15 protein-coding genes are annotated in these 16320 nt (G+C 69.4%); 8 read left to right on the top strand and 7 right to left on the bottom strand.

All coding sequences use genetic code 11. From position 1 onward, the window contains the following. Positions 1–102: 102 nt before the first annotated feature. Positions 103–1104, top strand: a complete 1002-nt coding sequence (locus tag RIV12_RS11465) for a hypothetical protein (protein WP_309323989.1) — start codon at positions 103–105, stop codon at positions 1102–1104. Here RIV12_RS11465 and RIV12_RS11460 read toward each other — a convergent pair. Further along, entirely contained in the window at positions 1101–1838 is a 738-nt protein-coding gene (locus tag RIV12_RS11460; protein WP_075418322.1) for a CDP-alcohol phosphatidyltransferase family protein, read from the bottom strand. The genes RIV12_RS11465 and RIV12_RS11460 overlap by 4 nt on opposite strands. A gap of 196 nt (positions 1839–2034) precedes the next feature. Then, the gene (locus RIV12_RS11455) at positions 2035–5934 is read right to left on the bottom strand and encodes a WD40 domain-containing protein (RefSeq protein WP_309323987.1); all 3900 of its coding nucleotides are present in this window, start codon (positions 5932–5934) and stop codon (positions 2035–2037) included. A 642-nt stretch (positions 5935–6576) separates the two neighbouring features. Here RIV12_RS11455 and RIV12_RS11450 point away from each other — a divergent pair. Further along, positions 6577–6771: a hypothetical protein gene (locus RIV12_RS11450; protein WP_075418320.1), complete on the top strand. Its 195-nt coding sequence runs from the start codon at positions 6577–6579 to the stop codon at positions 6769–6771. Positions 6772–7031: 260 nt separating this feature from the next. Here the strand turns inward: RIV12_RS11450 and RIV12_RS11445 are convergent, their stop codons facing one another. Further along, positions 7032–7424, bottom strand: a complete 393-nt coding sequence (locus RIV12_RS11445; protein WP_309323985.1) for a VOC family protein — start codon at positions 7422–7424, stop codon at positions 7032–7034. 55 nt (positions 7425–7479) lie between these two features. Here RIV12_RS11445 and RIV12_RS11440 point away from each other — a divergent pair, with 55 nt between their 5' ends. Then, complete coding sequence (locus RIV12_RS11440) at positions 7480–8004, top strand: hypothetical protein (RefSeq protein WP_309323983.1); 525 nt, start codon at positions 7480–7482, stop codon at positions 8002–8004. Between the two features lie 169 nt (positions 8005–8173). Here the strand turns inward: RIV12_RS11440 and purL are convergent, their stop codons facing one another. After that, positions 8174–10534: a phosphoribosylformylglycinamidine synthase subunit PurL gene (gene purL / locus RIV12_RS11435; protein ID WP_309323981.1), complete on the bottom strand. Its 2361-nt coding sequence runs from the start codon at positions 10532–10534 to the stop codon at positions 8174–8176. Positions 10535–10744: 210 nt separating this feature from the next. Here purL and RIV12_RS11430 point away from each other — a divergent pair, with 210 nt between their 5' ends. The 5 genes from RIV12_RS11430 (at position 10745) to RIV12_RS11410 (ending at position 14389) form a co-directional block, all read left to right on the top strand. Then, a complete protein-coding gene (locus RIV12_RS11430; protein ID WP_309323979.1) occupies positions 10745–12157 on the top strand; it encodes a glycosyltransferase in 1413 nt (470 codons plus the stop codon). 415 nt (positions 12158–12572) lie between these two features. Further along, positions 12573–12908, top strand: coding sequence for an ArsR/SmtB family transcription factor (locus RIV12_RS11425; RefSeq protein WP_309323977.1), 336 nt, complete (start codon positions 12573–12575; stop codon positions 12906–12908). Next, positions 12901–13335 carry an SRPBCC family protein gene (locus tag RIV12_RS11420; RefSeq protein ID WP_075418315.1) on the top strand — a complete coding sequence of 145 codons (435 nt, stop codon included), beginning with the start codon at positions 12901–12903 and terminating at the stop codon, positions 13333–13335. Before RIV12_RS11425 ends, RIV12_RS11420 begins: the two co-directional genes overlap by 8 nt. Positions 13336–13361: 26 nt before the next feature. After that, positions 13362–13733 carry a TfoX/Sxy family protein gene (locus RIV12_RS11415; protein WP_309323975.1) on the top strand — a complete coding sequence of 124 codons (372 nt, stop codon included), beginning with the start codon at positions 13362–13364 and terminating at the stop codon, positions 13731–13733. Next, on the top strand, positions 13730–14389 hold the full coding sequence (locus RIV12_RS11410) for a DUF2461 domain-containing protein (protein WP_309323973.1): 660 nt from the start codon (positions 13730–13732) through the stop codon (positions 14387–14389). The genes RIV12_RS11415 and RIV12_RS11410 overlap by 4 nt, the downstream gene beginning before the upstream one ends. A 506-nt stretch (positions 14390–14895) precedes the next feature. Here RIV12_RS11410 and purQ read toward each other — a convergent pair. The 3 genes from purQ to RIV12_RS11395 all read right to left on the bottom strand — a co-directional run. After that, on the bottom strand, positions 14896–15618 hold the full coding sequence (gene purQ / locus RIV12_RS11405) for a phosphoribosylformylglycinamidine synthase subunit PurQ (protein WP_309323972.1): 723 nt from the start codon (positions 15616–15618) through the stop codon (positions 14896–14898). 3 nt (positions 15619–15621) lie between these two features. Beyond that, complete coding sequence (gene purS, locus RIV12_RS11400; protein ID WP_003787688.1) at positions 15622–15876, bottom strand: phosphoribosylformylglycinamidine synthase subunit PurS; 255 nt, start codon at positions 15874–15876, stop codon at positions 15622–15624. Positions 15877–15966: 90 nt separating this feature from the next. Continuing rightward, a partial coding sequence (locus RIV12_RS11395; protein ID WP_309323970.1) for a hypothetical protein occupies positions 15967–16320 on the bottom strand: 354 nt, incomplete at its 5' end.

Below are 16320 nucleotides of genomic sequence, written 5' to 3'. Positions count from 1 at the left end.
GGCACCAGGGCAGGTTGAAGGCTCCTCCTCCTGGGTGAGGAGTGAGCCGTATCGACTCACAGGATGCACACAACCGGCACCCACTCCTCTAGGCTCATCCCAATGCCCGAACACACCCCTGCTCCCCGCTCCTCCGTGATGGACGTGATGGCTCTGCGCTCCGTCACCGAGCTGTCCGTCACCCAACGCCATGTCCTGGATCCCGAGGTCCTGCGGACGGTGGCGGCCGTCGACCGGGTCGGCGATCTGACGCGATTCAACGTCGCCGAGGTGCCCGAGCTGGCCCAGATCTCCACCCCCGAGGAGCTTCTCACGCCCGACGAGCGCGGTTGGGCCCTGGGGCATGCGCTGTCCCTGGCCGTTGAGCATGGGCAGCGCCTGTGGCTGAGCGAGGTTCCCCGGGAGCGCCTGGGGCTGCTGCGGACCGTCCTGGGTGAGCACCTCGTCCATATCGCCTCCCTGGAAGCGACTGAGGACATCGGGGCCCCTCGGGCCGACGGGGCCGATGAGGGTGAGAGCACCGTCGTCGTCGCCGTGAGTCCGCGCCATCTCCTGGACGAGTGGGCCACCGGGACGCCTGAGCAGATCAGCTACCTGCGTACCGTCCTGGAGGGGACGGACCCGCTGCGCGTCTCCCGGCACACCCTGGCCGCCTTGCAGGAGGCGAAGGTGGACCTCGTGCCACGCGCCGGCATCGTCCGGCTGCTGCACAACCCCCGCTTCCTCGCCTACGCGACAGTGTTCATCTACTCCTCGCTGCGGGCGCTGCCGGCCATCTACGCCCCCGGCTTCCGCGGCAACCCCTGGGTGCTGTGGACCATCGACATCGTCACCGCCGTGCCCTACACGTGGGGCATCATCGCCATGGTGGCGGGCAAGCGACGTCGCATCCGCTTCGCCGGGTTCCTCGTCACCCTCATCACCTTCATCGCGCCCTACGTGTACTTCTTCCTGGCGGGCAGCCACGGCGACGGCAACCGCTACCCCGGCTGGGTCATCATGGTGGTCATCGGCCTGGTGCTGACCACTGTTCTGCTGGAGGGCGGGCGCTGGCTGCGGGACGTGGCCGTCGCCCGGGGACTGCGGGCCCCCGGGGACGCTTAGGCAGTCGGCGCAGCCGATTCCGCCCCGCGGATCGAGCGCAGCACTCCGGCGAGCAGGAACCACCCGCCGGAGACAATGGCGATGGCGACCAGGCTGAGGGGACGGTGGGGGTAGATCGCGACCAGCCAGCAGGTGGCCAGGAACCACACCGCCACCGCACCGATGTTGAGGGCGCGGAAGCGCTTGACGCGGGCCGGGTGCGCGTAGTGCGTGGGCACCAGGGTCAGCACCACGAAGACGAGGGTGACGATGATGTTGAAGACCGCCGGGGTCTGGAGCACGTAGAACATGAGGGCCACGATGTTCCAGGCGGCCGGGAAGCCCACGAAGTAGTAGTCGGTGGACTTCCACTGCTTGTTGGCGTAGCAGAACATCGACGAGCTCAGGATGAGGGCCATGAGCAGGCCCGCCACCGGATTGCCCCCCATCGGCAGGGCCACGTACATGAAGACCGCGGGGATGAAGGTCCAGGTGAGGTAGTCAACGACGATGTCCACGATGCCGCCGTCGAACCAGGGGATGATCTCGGAGACCCTGGCCCGCCGGGCCAGGGTGCCGTCAACGCCGTCGACGACGAGGGCGACGAGCAGCCAGACCCACATCCATGTGAACTCGCGGTGGGGGTTGATGGTAGCGAGCATGGCCAGGCTTGCCCACACCAGTCCCGACATGGTCAAGATGTGCACTGCCCAGGCGGCGACACGGGCCCGTGCCGGGTACTGCGCCGTCGACACAGATGTCCCCTCTCGGTGGATAACACTGACGGCGGGCAGTCTATGCGGTTCACAGCCCCGGCACATATCCTCCGGCGCAGCTCCTGAGCGATCCCCGTCTCCCCTCGGCCCGCCCGAGAATCGAGTGCGTCCCCGTACCTGCTGGTCGGGGACGCACTCGAGCTGCCGGGCGCCGGGGAGGCGCGCAGGAGATGACTCACATACTCAGGTTGCGGAAGTCGAAGGGGTAGATCCCCATGGGGTTCCAGTGGGCGATGAGGCGCGCACCGGAGGCTGCTTCATGGGCCCACAGCTCGCTGCTGATGACGACGCCACCACCCTCCAGCTCGCTGAGGTCCAGGCGGTGGTGGCCGTCGACGTACTCATCGGCCTGCTCCACGGGGTAGAGGGTCAGGTCCGAAGCGGGAGACGACAGGCCCTCCAGCTGCTCATCGAGGTCGGCCAGGTCGTTGCCGGCGATGCCGTAGCGGCTCGCCAGCTCGTTGACGTCACGGCGTGCGATGGCGGCGACGAACTCCTGGACCTCGGTGTAGATCCGCTGGCGCAGATCCTTACTCCCCCAGGGTGCCGGGGTCGGCTCGGCCTGCTCAGTGGACTCGGCCGACTCAGGGGCCTCCTCCTCGGCGGCCTCCTCAGCCTCCACGGGCGTCTGAGACCTCACCGGGTTCTCCTGGCTGTCTGGGTGCTCCTCGTCGGCCTGGTCGGTCGGAGCCTCCGGCACCGCGTGATCCTCGGAATCGCCCTCGGGCGTTGAGGCGGTCGGAGCGGAGGCGGCCTCAGCGCTGAAGGCCACCGGCGTCTCAGGTACGGCAGCGTCGGTGGCATCGCCCGGGCCTGCGGCATCCACTGCATCGGCGGTGTCCGCGACGGGCGGCACCGTCGCCTCGACGGAGGCCTCGACCTCAGGGGCCTCCTTCTGCGTCTGCACCCCGGTCTCCTTGGAGAGGTCGAGAGTGATCTCATCGCCCTGGCGGTCGGTGGCGTCAGCCGGGGGCAGGGCGAGCTCGGCCGGATCGGGGGCGACGGTCTCACCGGTGGGCGCGGCCACGGGCTCACCGCCGGCATGCTCGACGGCGGGGATCGCCACCGGCTCGTAGGCGGACTCGGCCGTCCCGGAGGACTGCACCACCTGGGTCGGCGAGGCCAGCTCCGACTCGCCGTGGACGGCCGCTTCGGCGCCGGCCTCGGCGACCTCCTCCGGGGCCGAGTCGGCCGGGGTCTGTGCAGTGGTGGCGGCGTGTCGGGCCCGGCGCGCGTTGTCGGCCGAGCTCGTCTCGTACACCGGGATGGCAGGCGTGTGGGCGCCAGTCTCGGCGTCGGCCTCCTCCTTGGTCTCGGCAGGGATCGGCACGGGCTGCCCCTCGGTCTGCTCCTGCTGGTCCCCCTCGGGAAGGACCGGGGCCTGAGGCATCTCAACCAACGGAGGCGGCGTCACGGCCGGTGCACTCACCTCACCGTCCACGAGGCCCTGGTCCACGGGGAAGGGATGGACGAGGAGGGTCTCCCCCGTCGGCGCGGCGACCGGCTCGGTCTCGGCCTGCGTGACCGGCTGCCCGACGGCGTCGGGGGCCGCAGCGGCCTCGGTCGGAGTGTGGGCGGTCTGCGCCGCGTGCCGGGCCTGGTGATCAGTGGCCGGGTCCTCCACCTCAGGGGCGGAGACCGGCGCGGGACTCTCGGTCCCCTCGGTCTCGACGGAGGTGGAATCCTCGACCTGCGGGGCCTGCGTCTCAGCGGAAGCGTCCTCGACGAGAGGCTCGCCGGCAGGGGCCGACGGCTCCTCCGCCTCAGCCGGGGCGTCCTCAGCGGACTGGGGACCGACGGGCTGCTCCGTGGCGACACCGGGCGCGGTCGGGGCCGGCTCAGTGTGCTGCTCCGTGGTCTGGGAGGAGACAGAGGAGACAGAGGGGGCGTCAGTGGAATCGCCGAGCGCGTCGGCCATCGGCGCCTCGGTGGCCTCGGGAACCTGAAGCGCCTCGGCCGGCTCCTGCGTCGTCGGCTCCTCGCCGGCAGCCTCAGCCGGAGCCGGCTCCGCGACGGCCTCGGGCAGCGGGTCGGAGTTGAGGTACTGGCGGCGCTCCACGCCCACGCGGGTGAGCTGGCCGGCGAGAATCTCGGGACGGCCGAGGTAGTCCCAGACCTCCCCGGGGCCCGAGCGCAGGCTCAGTGAGGGGGCGTCGAGGATGGCTACCCCGCCGTCAGGCAGGAAGCACAGGAACAGCCCGGTCATCTCACCGGTGGTGGCGTCCCACAGGCGCACGGTGCCGTCCTCGGAACCGGTGAGGATCCGGGTGCCGTCGGGGCTCCACTGCGCGTCGGTGACGCCGAAGCGGTGGCCGGCCAGGGACAGGACGATCTTGCCGGAGACCTCGTCCCACACGCGCACGACGCCGTCGTCGAAGCCGGCCAGCACCCTGGCGCCGTCGGGGCTCCAGGCGTAGGAGCGGACCATGGCGGCATCGTCGCGCAGCGTCACGAGCTCGCCGGAGGTGATGACGTCCCAGACGTGGGCGGCGCCGTCGGCGCTACCAGTGACGACGCGAGGGCCTCCTTGCGTCCACACGACGTCGCGCACCCAGTTACCGGTGTAGGTGTGGATGACCTCGCCGGTGGTGGCGTCCCAGATGCGGGCCGTCCCGTCCTGGGAGCCGGTCAGGGCGCGCTGACCGTTGGGGCTCCAGGCGACCGAGGTGATCATGTCGCCGTGCCCCTCAAGGGTGAGGAGGCGCTCGCCGCGGACGGCGTCCCAGATCGCGGCACGGTCGTCCCCCAGGCCGGTGAGGATGCGCTCGCTGTCCGGGCTCCAGGCGATGTCGTTGACGTCGTCCTCGCCGGCGGTCAGGGCCTGGACCACGTCACCGGTGGAGGCGTCGAGGATGAGGACTCGCGGCGAGAGGTAGGAGGAGGTGGCCAGACGGGTGCCGTCCGGGCTCCAGACGACCTCGCTCAGCTCCCGGGCGCCGTTGTCCACCGTGAGCCGCGGCTCGCCGGTGGTGGCATCCCAGACGCGGTTGCCACCGATCTTGGCGCCGATAGTGAGCTTGGTGCCGTCGGGGCTCCAGGAGACGGTCTCGACGGAGTTGCCTGCCCCCAGGACGAACTGGGTCTGGCCGGTGGCGGCGTCCCAGATGCGCACGGTGTCGTCGTGCGAGCCGGTGGCCACGCGACTCGAGTCCGGGCTCCAGGCCAGGGCGCAGGCCCACTGGTGGTGGCCGCGCAGGCTGAGCACCTCCTCGCCGGTGGAGGCGTCCCAGATGTGGGCGGTGGTGCCGGAGATGTCGTCAGTGATGATGCGACTGCCGTCAGGGCTCCACGAGACGACGCTGACCCAGCGGCGTTCGCGACCGTGGAGGCTGAGGACCTCCTCGCCGGTGGCGGCGTCCCAGACCCGGGGCTCGGCCGAGTCGAAGGCGGTGATGATGCGGCGCGAGTCCGGGCTCCATGACAGGCCGGTCATCGGCTCGATCGGGCCGACGTGGGTCGGCCTGCCGTCGGGCCCCATGGTGGCGCCGCGCCCCACGAAGGCCATGGGGCCCACGCGCAGCAGCTCAGTGCCGGTGGTGACGTCCCAGACCCGGGCGGTGCCGTCGTCGGAGGCGGTGGCCACGCGAGTCCCGTCCGGGCTCCACGACACCGCGGTGAGGTGCTCCGTGTGCCCCGACAGCGTACGCACCACCTGACCACTGGAGGCGTCCCAGATGCGGGCCGAGGCATCGTCGAAGCTGGTGAGGATGCGGGTGGAGTCGGGGCTCCAGGCCACCGCCCCACCGACACCGGAGCCGCCGACCCCCAGGGTCAGCAGGTCGGCACCGGTGGTCGCGTCCCAGACGCGGACGCTGTGATCCTCCGCCGCAGTGAGGAGCCGCGTGCCATCGGGGCTCCAGGCCACTGCGCTGATGGACAGGCTGGGGCCGGCCAGTGCGAACAGCTCGGTACCGCGATTCGCGTCCCAGACGCGAGCCGTGCCGTCGTGTGATCCGGACAGGAGCCGCGTGCCATCCGGGCTCCAGGCCACACCCCACAGCGCGTCGAAGTGGCCGGCATACAGTGACACCTCGCGAGGGTCGATCGTCGTCGAGGTCTCTGAAGGCACAGTCATGGTTGAAGTCTAGAGATCTCTGCGAGGTATCTGCGGCATCTTGAGCCGATTGCGAGCAGTTACCTGAGTGATATCTGGCAAATCCGCGGCTGAGAGGGCGCCACGCCGAGTGCACGACACGCTGAGGCGCCTCCTTCCGCGCCACCACGGTCCGTTCGGGAGGGCGCAGGAGGGCGTTACACCATCGGCCGCGAACGGCTCGCACGCCACATCGATATCTTCCTGAGACGCCCGGGGAATTGTCGGGCGCTGTCGCAGAGGCGGCGTCGATATCGGTACAGACACTGTCCGAGCCCACCACCGCCCCCACCGCACTCCGGGCCACCACCAACGCTGACGGGGACATTCCGCGCAGCCGGGTGCATTCGCCTCCCGACGGGGACGTTCTGCGCGTTCGGGGACAGGATTCCCGTCCCCACAGGCGTCAGACGTCCCCGGCCGCGAGGAAATGTCCCCGACGACGGTGGGCTCGAGACACCAGGACAGACGCAGTTTCCAGCAGGGACCGCCACCAGCGGGCACATCCTCCAGCTCAGGTAGGAAGCGTGCCGCGCTCCGCCCTCCTTCGGAGGGATAGAGGACGGTGCAGAATCATTCGTCGGCCCGATGCGCCCTGGGCCACCGCTCACGCAGGCTGGAGTCATGACCGCGATCACGACCTCCCGCCCCACGCGTCAGGCCCTCGCCTCCGACGGTGAGAGTCTCGGACGTCGTTGGCTCAAGAACGTCCTGACCACCGCCCTCGCCGGCATTCTCTGCCTGGTGCTCATCGGCGTCACGCGCACCGTCTCCGCGCTGATCACCGGCGGGAGCACCCGTACCGGGGCCGGACGGTAGACGAGTCTGCTCGATTCGCCTCGCCACGGCGCCCCTGGCCCCAGCCCCGCCGCGACATCCACGGCGAGTACCGACCGGGGGCATTCCACGCGGCCGGGTGCGTGTCGTTCCGGCCGGGGGCATGCGACGCCGTCGGGGACAGCAATCCCGTCCCCGAACGGGCAGAACGTCCCCGGCGGTACAGAAATGTCCCCGACGAGGTGGACTCAGGCAGCGGAACTGAGGTGCACAGTCCGCAGTCAGGGTCACACAGTCGGCGGTCAGTTGCCGGCGCCGTGGAAGACGGCCTCGAGGTTGTTGCCGTCGGGGTCGAGGACGAAGGCCCCGTAGTAGCCGGGATGGTAGTGCGGGCGCTCGCCGGGGCCGCCGTTGTCGGTGCCGCCCGCTGCCAGGGCCGCCTCATGGAAGGCGTCCACCTGCGCCGTCGACGACGCCGCCACAGCGATATGGCAGGGCGTCGGGCTCTCCGCCGGGGCCAGCCACAGGTCCGCGTGGACCGGGGCGTCCTCCGGCGCGCCGGGAACTGGCCCACCCAGTCCGGTGACGGGCCCGAACTCCATGACCACGCGGTAGCCCAGCGGCGCGAGCGCCGCCTCGTAGAAGGCCTTCGAGGCCGCCGGATCACTGACACTCACAGAGGCATGATCGATCATGCCTCCAGGCTAACCACTGGTTGATGCACGGTGGGCACATTGACAGGATCCAGCCATGACATCTTCTGCAGTCCCCTCCTCCGAGGATTCGGCAACCTCCTCGCCCTCCGGCGACTCAGCCGACCCCATCTTCTCGCGACGCAGCCGTTCGACCACTGCGTGGGCCTCGATCCCATTGATTGCCTGGGGAGCTCAGGTGGCGGGCGCCACGATGTCCTATGCCTTCGTCAATGGCTCCAACGAGTCTGCACAGGACTACGAACACCGACTGGCGAGCTCCGTCGATCTTGGCCTCCCGGCGACGATGAATGGCGTGATCCTGATCCTGGCCGGCATCGGCACGCTTACAGCGATATATCTCGCCGTAGCCGACCGCGCAGTGGGCGCGGCAGCCCTCAGCATGGTTCTGGCCGGCATCTCCCTGTCAGTCTCACTGACTTACCTCGCCATGACGGGGGCACCCGGCCCCGTCATCTGGTACGACGGGCTCCACCTGGTGAACGTCCCCCCTGCAGTGGTGCTCCTCGCCTCCGCGGTGGCACTCAACCGTCACATGTCGACACTTGAGGTGGCGCGGTAGGTGAGGCGCGACGCCTACTCAGCAGGGCGGACCGAGGGGGACATTCCACGCGGCCGGGTGTGTGTCGTTCCGACCGGGGCCATCCTGCGCGTTCGGGAACAGGATTCCTGTCCCCGACGGCGTCGAATGCCCCCAGTCGTGAAGAAACATCCCCGTCGGCGAACGCGTCTCAGAACAGCGCCGGCAGGACGCCCTCGACGTCACCCCCCAGCTCGGCCAGGTCCAGGACGAGGGGACGCCCGGCACCGCCGTCGGAGAGCAGGTCGCTGCCGGCCACGACGAGCAGGTCGCCGCCGGTGGTCCCTAGGCGCGCCACGGCGACGTCCTCGGCCTCGGCGGCCGCGGTGACGGCGGGCACGAGCTCCTCACGCACGGCGACGATCGCACGGGCCCCGGACTCGGAGAACAGGGCGGTGAAGTCGTCCACGCCCTCCTCCTGGATGGCGGTCAGGTCCACGCTGGCGCCGACGCCGCAGCGCAGGCAGGAGTCCACGAGGGTCTGGATGAGACCGCCGGCGGAGCAGTCATGGGCGGCGCGCACCAGCGACTCACCGCCAGGCCCCTCCGCGTCGCTGAGGGCCAGCAGGACCCGCCCGAGCGCCATCTCCGCCTCGAGGTCGACGCGCGGGGGCAGTCCGCCGAGGTGGTCGTGGACCACGCGCGACCAGGCCGAGCCGTCGAGCTCGTCGGCGGTGGCCCCCAGGGCCATGATGGCCAGGCCCTCCTCGTGCCAGCCCGAGGGGTTGGCCCGGCGCACGTCGTCCATGACGCCCAGGACGCCGACGACGGGCGTGGGGTTGATCGAGGAGTCGATCTGCCCCTTGACCTTGCCGTGGGAGTTGTAGAGGGAGACGTTGCCGCCGGTGACCGGCACCCCCATGACGGCGCAGGCGTCGGCCAGGCCGGTGATGGCCTCGACGAGCTGCCACATGGCGTCGGGGTCCTCCGGCGAGCCGAAGTTGAGGCAGTCGGTGACGGCCAGGGGCCGGGCGCCCACGGTGCACACGTTGCGGTAGGACTCGGCCAGGGCCTGGGTGGCGCCGGTGGCGGGGTCGAGCTTGGTGAAGCGGCCGTTGGCGTCGGTGGAGATGGCCACGCCGCGGCCGGTGGCCTCGTCGACGCGGATGACGCCGGCGTCATCGGGCTGGCACAGGGCGGTGTCGCCACGCACGAAGCGGTCGTACTGGTCGGTCACCCAGGCGACGGAGGCCTGGTTGGGGCTGGTGACGACGGCGCGCACCTGCTCGGCGAGCTCGGTAGCGGACTCGGGGCGGGTCAGGCGCTCAGTGGTGTCGGCGTTGAGCGCGTCCTGCCAGGCGGGGCGGGCGTAGGGGCGCTCGTAGGTGGGGCCCTCGTGGGCCACGGTGCGCGGGTCGACGTCGACGATGCGCTCCCCGAAGTGATCGATGGTCAGACGGCCCGAGCCGTTGACCTCCCCGATGACGGCGGCCTCGACGTCCCACTTGTCGATGACGGCCATGAACTCCTCGAGCTTGTCGGGGGCGACGACGGCCATCATGCGCTCCTGGGACTCGCTCATGAGGATCTCGCCGGCGGTCAGGGTGGGGTCGCGCAGGAGCACCTTCTCCAGGTCGACGTGCATGCCGCCGTCTCCGTTGGAGGCCAGCTCGGAGGTGGCGCAGGAGATGCCGGCGGCACCCAGGTCCTGGATGCCGAGCACGAGCCCGGCGCCGAACAGGTCCAGGCAGCACTCGATGAGGACCTTCTCCATGAAGGGGTCGCCCACCTGGACGCTGGGGCGCTTGGCGGGCATGCCGTCCTCGAAGGACTCCGACGCCAGGATGGAGGCCCCGCCGATGCCGTCCCCGCCGGTGCGAGCCCCGAAGAGCACCACCTTGTTGCCGGCACCGGTGGCGTTGGCCAGGTGGATGTCCTCGTGGCGCAGCACGCCCACACACAGGGCGTTGACCAGCGGGTTCTCCTGGTAGGAGGAGTCGAACTCGGTCTCACCGCCGATATTGGGCAGGCCCAGGGAGTTGCCGTAGGTGCCCACGCCGGCCACCACGCCGTGGACGACGCGCGCGGTGTCGGGGTGGTCGACGGCGCCGAAGCGCAGCTGGTCCATGACGGCCACGGGCCGCGCCCCCATGGAGATGATGTCGCGCACGATGCCGCCCACGCCAGTGGCGGCCCCCTGGTAGGGCTCGACGTAGCTGGGGTGGTTGTGCGACTCGACCTTGTAGGTCACCGCCCAGCCGTCACCGATGTCGACGACACCGGCGTTCTCCCCCATCCCGACCAGGAGGTGCTCGCGCATCTCGGGGGTGGTCTTGGCGCCGAACTGGCGCAGGTGGATCTTGGAGGACTTGTAGGAGCAGTGCTCGGACCACATGACCGAGTACATGGCCAGCTCGGCGTTGGTGGGACGGCGCCCCAGCAGCTCGCGAATGGACTCGTACTCGTCGGCCTTGAGGCCCAGCTCCTTCCAGGGCATCTCCCTCTCGGGCGTCGCGGCGGCGTCGGCAACGGTGTCGGGGTGATGGGCTGGGATCGCGGACTCGGGCGCCATGGGTGCTCCTGGTCGAAGAGGGAGTGCGGCCGAGCCAAGCCTACCCACCCCCAGCGGCACCTCACACCACGACCCTCGCAGGGTCGCACTCCACGCGCACCCGATCGGAGCGCCGCGGAATCCCGCCAGAAGAATGCCGAAACGGCAACAAGACGCCACGCCCATACCCAAAGTGCTGCGCCTCACACGATTTCGGGGGAAGATCATGGCATGAGAGACATCGACGTCGCCCCGCTGCCCCTGTCGCACCTGGAGAGCCACTTGGACGAGGTGGCCATCAAACGACTGCACACGAGCCTGACGGGGGCCGAGGCCCTGCTGGAGGGACGCACCGTGTGGACGGTCACGCCGTCGGCGGCCGCCGGCTCAGGGCCGGCAGAAACGGTCGCACCCCTCGTGGGCTACTCCCTGGGCGCCGGCCTCAATGTGCGCTGGTTGACCCTGGACGCCCCCGAGGAGTTCACCCAGATCGCGACCCGCCTGCATGCCGGCATCCACGGGGACCACGGCGACGGCGGCAAGCTCGGGGACAAGCAGCGCGACATCTACGAGCACGTCCTGGCCTCCAACGCGGAGAACATCGTCGAGGAGGTCCGCCCCGACGACATCATCATCCTTCATGACCCGCCCACGGCAGGCCTGGCCAAGGCCCTCAAAGCCGTGGGCGCCACCGTTATCTGGCGCTGCCACGCCGGGGCCGAGGGCGCGGGCGAGGCCGCCGACTACGCCTGGGCCTTCCTGGACCGCTACCTGGAGGACGTGGACCTCGTCATCGTCTCCCGCCCCGAGTACCGGCCGCCCTACATCGAGGCCGAGCGCTGCGCGGTCCTGGCCCCCTCCATCGACGCCGACTCCCCCAAGAACCGGGTCCTGGATCTGGACGAGGCCTGGTCGGTGGCGCGACTGTCCGGCATCTTCGCCGGCGAACCGCCCTTCGAGGCTGTGCCCTTCCTGCGTCACGACGGGCGCGCCGACGCCTTCCGCGGTCTGACCGACGACCCGGTCTTGGCCGGCGGACCGGTGCCACTGGGCGCCCGAGTCATTACCCAGGTCAACCGCTGGGACCGCCTTAAGGGCGGCCTGGAGCTGGTGGAGGCCTTCGCCGAGAACATCGCCCTGCTGCCCGAGGACGCCCACCTGCTGCTGGTCGGCCCGACCCCGGACGGGTCCGAGTCGCAGGCGACCCTGACGCAGATCGTGGAGCGCTGCTCGGTGCTGCCGGACTCTGTCGCCTCACGGATCCACGTGGCAGCGGTGAGCATGGAGGACCGAGAGGTCAACGCCACCGTCGTCAACGCCGTCCAGCGGGTCAGCTCGGTGGTCACCCAGCGCTCCCTCATCGAGGCCTTCGGTCTGACGGTTGCCGAGGCGATGTGGAAGAAGGCTCCGGTGGTCGCCTCCGCGGTGGGCGGCATCCGCGATCAGATCGACGACGGCGTCGACGGCGTGCTGGTCGACCCGACCGATGGCGTCGCCTGGGCCGAGGCCGTGCGCGACCTACTGCTCTTCCCCGAGCGGGCTCAGGAGATGGGACTGGCCGCCCACGAGGCCGTGCGCCGGGAGTTCCTGTCCAACCGCCACCTCCAGGACCTCCTGCAGATCGTGGCCGACCTGGTGGGCTGACGAGCCGACGAAGGACAACTGGCGGGGGTGTCAGTGTCCATGACGCTGACATCAACTCCGCACCGGCACCACACGCCACGGAACAACCGCAGAATTCCAACGATCCCCACTGGCCGCTTCGACTGCGAAGCCGCTGATGTCAGCGCTGTGGACACCGAGCCGCTGCTCTGGTCGGCTCCGCATGATCTGGTGGCGGCACCAGCCGCCCTTGGCCCTGTCCCCTGTCCGGCTCCTGCCCTGGAGCCCGGTGGCTCTGACTCAACGCCGGCCCCAGACAGGCCTCGCCCCAGCGGACCGGGAGGAGTCACCCCAACACGCTTCACCGGACGCAGGCTTCACACACCGACACACAAACACCCATGAGTACAAACATTCATTTGTGTTAGGGTGGGGACGTCAACCCGAGGAGGAGCGCGTGGGAGCACCAGAGATGATTGACGTCGATATGACGCTACGGGCACTGGCCGACGGGAACCGTCGGGCGATCCTGCGCGTCATCCGCTCAGGACCACAGCCCGTCGGCGCCGTCGCACAAGCCGTCGGCTTGTCGCAGCAGACCGCCTCGCATCATCTCCGGACTCTTCAGAAGGCGGGACTGGCAACCGTCACCACCGATCACACACGCCGCCTGTACGCACTCAACACGGACGGACTCGCGGCGGTGCGCTCCTACCTCGACGACTTCTGGCCAGAGAGGCTGGCGGCCCTCAAGTCCGCCGTCGAGCAGCGAGAGGAGAAACAGCATGGCTGAGTTCCGGGACTTCATCGAGATCGAGGCACCCCCGCAGGCGGTGTTCGAGTACCTCACCACCAACGAGGGCATGACGGCGTGGATGGGGCAGTACGCCGATCTCGACCCGACACCGGGCGGCCGGTTCGCGGTCGACATCGCCGGCTACCCCGTACGGGGTGAGTACCTCGTGGTCGAGCCCTTCCAGCGCGTGGTGGTCTCGTGGGGGTTCGCCGGCAATGACGAGCTGCCCGCCGGCACATCCAAGGTCGAGTTCATCCTGACGCCGATCACTGGCGGCACACGTGTGGACCTGCGCCACCTCGACCTGCCGGAGTCCGAGGTCCGCGGGCACGCACACGGCTGGGCCCACTTCATGCCCCGCCTCAAGGTCGCCGGTGCGGGAGGGGACGCCGGCCCGGACCACTGGCAGCCCCTGACCGACTGACCTGACCGCCGACGGGAGACGAAGCGATGACATCCATGACACCCGAGCAGCACCACCTCGTTCAACGCGTCCGCGAGCTGGTCGATGACGAACCGGATGTGCGCGAGGTCTCCATGTTCGGAGGGCGCGCGATCATGGTCAACGACAAGATGATCGTCAGCGCCGGGAAGACCGGGGACCTCCTGGTGCGCGTCGCCGCGGACCGCCACGAAACGCTCCTGGGCGAACCGGGCGCCGAGCAGGCCCAAATGGGCGCCGGGCGAGAGATGGGAGCCGGATGGATCACCGTCGCACCCGAGGCCATCGCCGACGACGGCCGCCTCACCTTCTGGGTTGACGTCGCGATGCACCACAACCGTGCGGTCACTGGCGGGCAATCGGGAAGCGACGAATCATGAGCACCTTCCAAGGACTACCGACAGCCCTTTTCGAGTTCTTCGCCGACCTGGCGCAGGACAACTCGAAGGACTTCTGGAGCGCCAACCAGCAGCGTTGGCAGCGGGACGTGAAAGCCCCTATGAGCGCACTGATTGACGAGCTCTCCGGCGAGTTCGGCCCTTTGCGCATGTTCCGCCCCAACCGCGACCTGCGTTTCACCCAGGACAAGGCCCCTTACAAGCTCTGGACAGGCGCTACCAGCACCCCTCAGGCCACTGGCGGAATCGGCTACTACCTCAGTGTGTCGACCACCGGTATCACCACCGGCTACGGAGCCATGCGGATGACCGCCGACCAACTCCGCCACTTCCGGGGCGCCATCGATGCCGACATCAGCGGAATCCGCTTCGAGGAGCTCACCCAAGAGCTCGCCGCACAGGGGCTGCCCGTCTCACCCGGCGCCGACCAGCCATTGAAAAACGCACCGCGAGGCTGGTCGACCGACCACCCCCGCATCAACTTCCTCAGATGGAAAGGGGCCGCAGTCGTTCAGGACTGGCCCACCGACACCTGGATGCACACTCCCCAGGTGCACGAGAGGATTCGAGACACCTGGGCCGCCGTCGAGCCTCTCAGGGCATGGCTCGACGAGCACGTCTCGCAGCACAACCACTGACCAGTGAGCGGCCGACGATCAAGTGCCGGAGAACCGGCCCAGGGAGGCTTCATACATCATGAGCGAAGTTATCCACAGGCTGTGTCCACAGGCTTGTGCAGGGGTGTGTGGGTTCGTGGAATGTCGCCGCTCCCCCTGTGCACAAGACCCGTTCGAGACCTTCAACCCGAGTGAGCGATCACGCTGGAGGCTTCCCACAAACACTCCCGCGCACCTTGGGGCATCATCGCTATAGACAGAGTTTTGGCTGAAAAGCCGGGAAAATCATCCGGTCAGTCGTGCCCGCCCCTCGGGACTCCCGAGGCAGAGCCCCTGACGACTGGGCAGCACATTCTTCATCGTCATGCAACTTGAACGCGGTCACTGCCAGGTTGTCCGAGCGAGGAATCGCCCCTTCCTCTCCACAGTTCTGCACAGGCCCGAGACGAATCTGTGGATAACGTGGCAGGGACGATTCGGCTCTTACCCCTGACGACCGTCAGATGGTGGTGCCGCCCGTGGTGCTCTCAGACGGACAGCAGTGAGTCGATGGCGGAGCGGAAGACTCCCAGGCCGTCGGTACCGGTGCGCGGGCCCGCCTGCGAGCCGGGACCAAAACCAGGCTCCACGGCGTGCTCAGGATGGGGCATGAGTCCGACGACGTTGCCACGCTCATTGCGCACGCCGGCGATGTCGCGGGCCGAGCCGTTGGGGTTGCCCACGTAGCGGAAGACGACGAGTCCCTCCCCCTCGAGGCGGTCGAGCTCCTCGGGCGAGGCGATGAAGTTGCCTTCGCCGTTCTTCATGGGGACGACGATCTCCTCCCCGTCCGTGAACCGGTTGGTCCAGGCGGTCTGCGTGTTCTCAACGCGCAGGCGCTGCTCAACGCAGATGAAGCGCTGGTTCGCGTTGCGCAGGAGGGCACCGGGCAGGAGGTGGGCCTCAGCCAGAATCTGGAAGCCGTTGCAGATGCCGAGCACCGGCATGCCGCGCTCGGCAGCGGTCACAACCTCCTCCATGACGGGGGCGAAGCGGGCGATGGCGCCGCAGCGCAGGTAGTCGCCGTAGGAGAAGCCGCCGGGCACGACGACCGCATCGACGCCGCGTAAGTCGGCGTCCTTGTGCCACAGGCTCACCGGCTCGGCCCCGGCCAGGCGCACGGCGCGGGCGGCATCGACGTCGTCGAGGGTCCCGGGGAAGGTGATGACGCCGATGCGGGCAGCGTGGGAGCTGCTGGGAGACTCACTCACGGCTCAGGCCTCCTCGTCGGCGGCGACGGAGACGACGTCCTCGATGATCGGGTTGGACAGGAGGGTGTCGGCGGCCTCGCGGGCGGCGGCCAGATGCTCCTCGGTGACGGGACCATCCACGGTCAGCTCGAAGCGGCGGCCCTGTCGCACACCGGTGAACTGCTCGAACCCGAGGCGGGGAAGGCTTCCGACGACCGCCTTGCCCTGGGGGTCAAGGATCTCGGGCTTGGGCATGACCTCGACGACGATGCGTCCCATGGGTGCTCCTCGGATAAGGCGGGATTGAGTGCGCAGCCCAAGACTACCCGCATGCGGCCCAGGGCATTGACCTGACAGGCTCGAGCCGGCTCAGACCTGGCCGAGCCACTCGCCGGCCAGCCGGATCGCGACGACTCCGCCCAGAGTCAGGGCGGCAGTGGCGATGAGCCAGCTGGAGCCCAGGACGAGGGCGACGACGGCGCAGACCACGGCGCTGGCGAGCATGAACCCGCCCACGGCGCCGGCAACACCTGCGGGGGCGTGGATGGACTGGTCGACGGTGGAGGTACCCATCACCGGTGTGGGGCCGGAGTCCACGGTGGGGGCCGTCTCGTCGCCGCGCTCGGCGGTGCCCAGGAGAAGCGGTCCGCGAGCGCGGGCCACCAGCCGGGCGGGGTCGTGGACCTTGACGGACCCGGTGGTCAGGCCGGCGGCGGCGTCGAG

Source organism: Actinomyces stomatis (assembly GCF_031292835.1).
Lineage (GTDB): Bacteria > Actinomycetota > Actinomycetes > Actinomycetales > Actinomycetaceae > Actinomyces > Actinomyces stomatis.
Note: the sequence above shows the minus strand (reverse complement) of the source record. Positions and strands in the feature narration are given on the sequence as shown.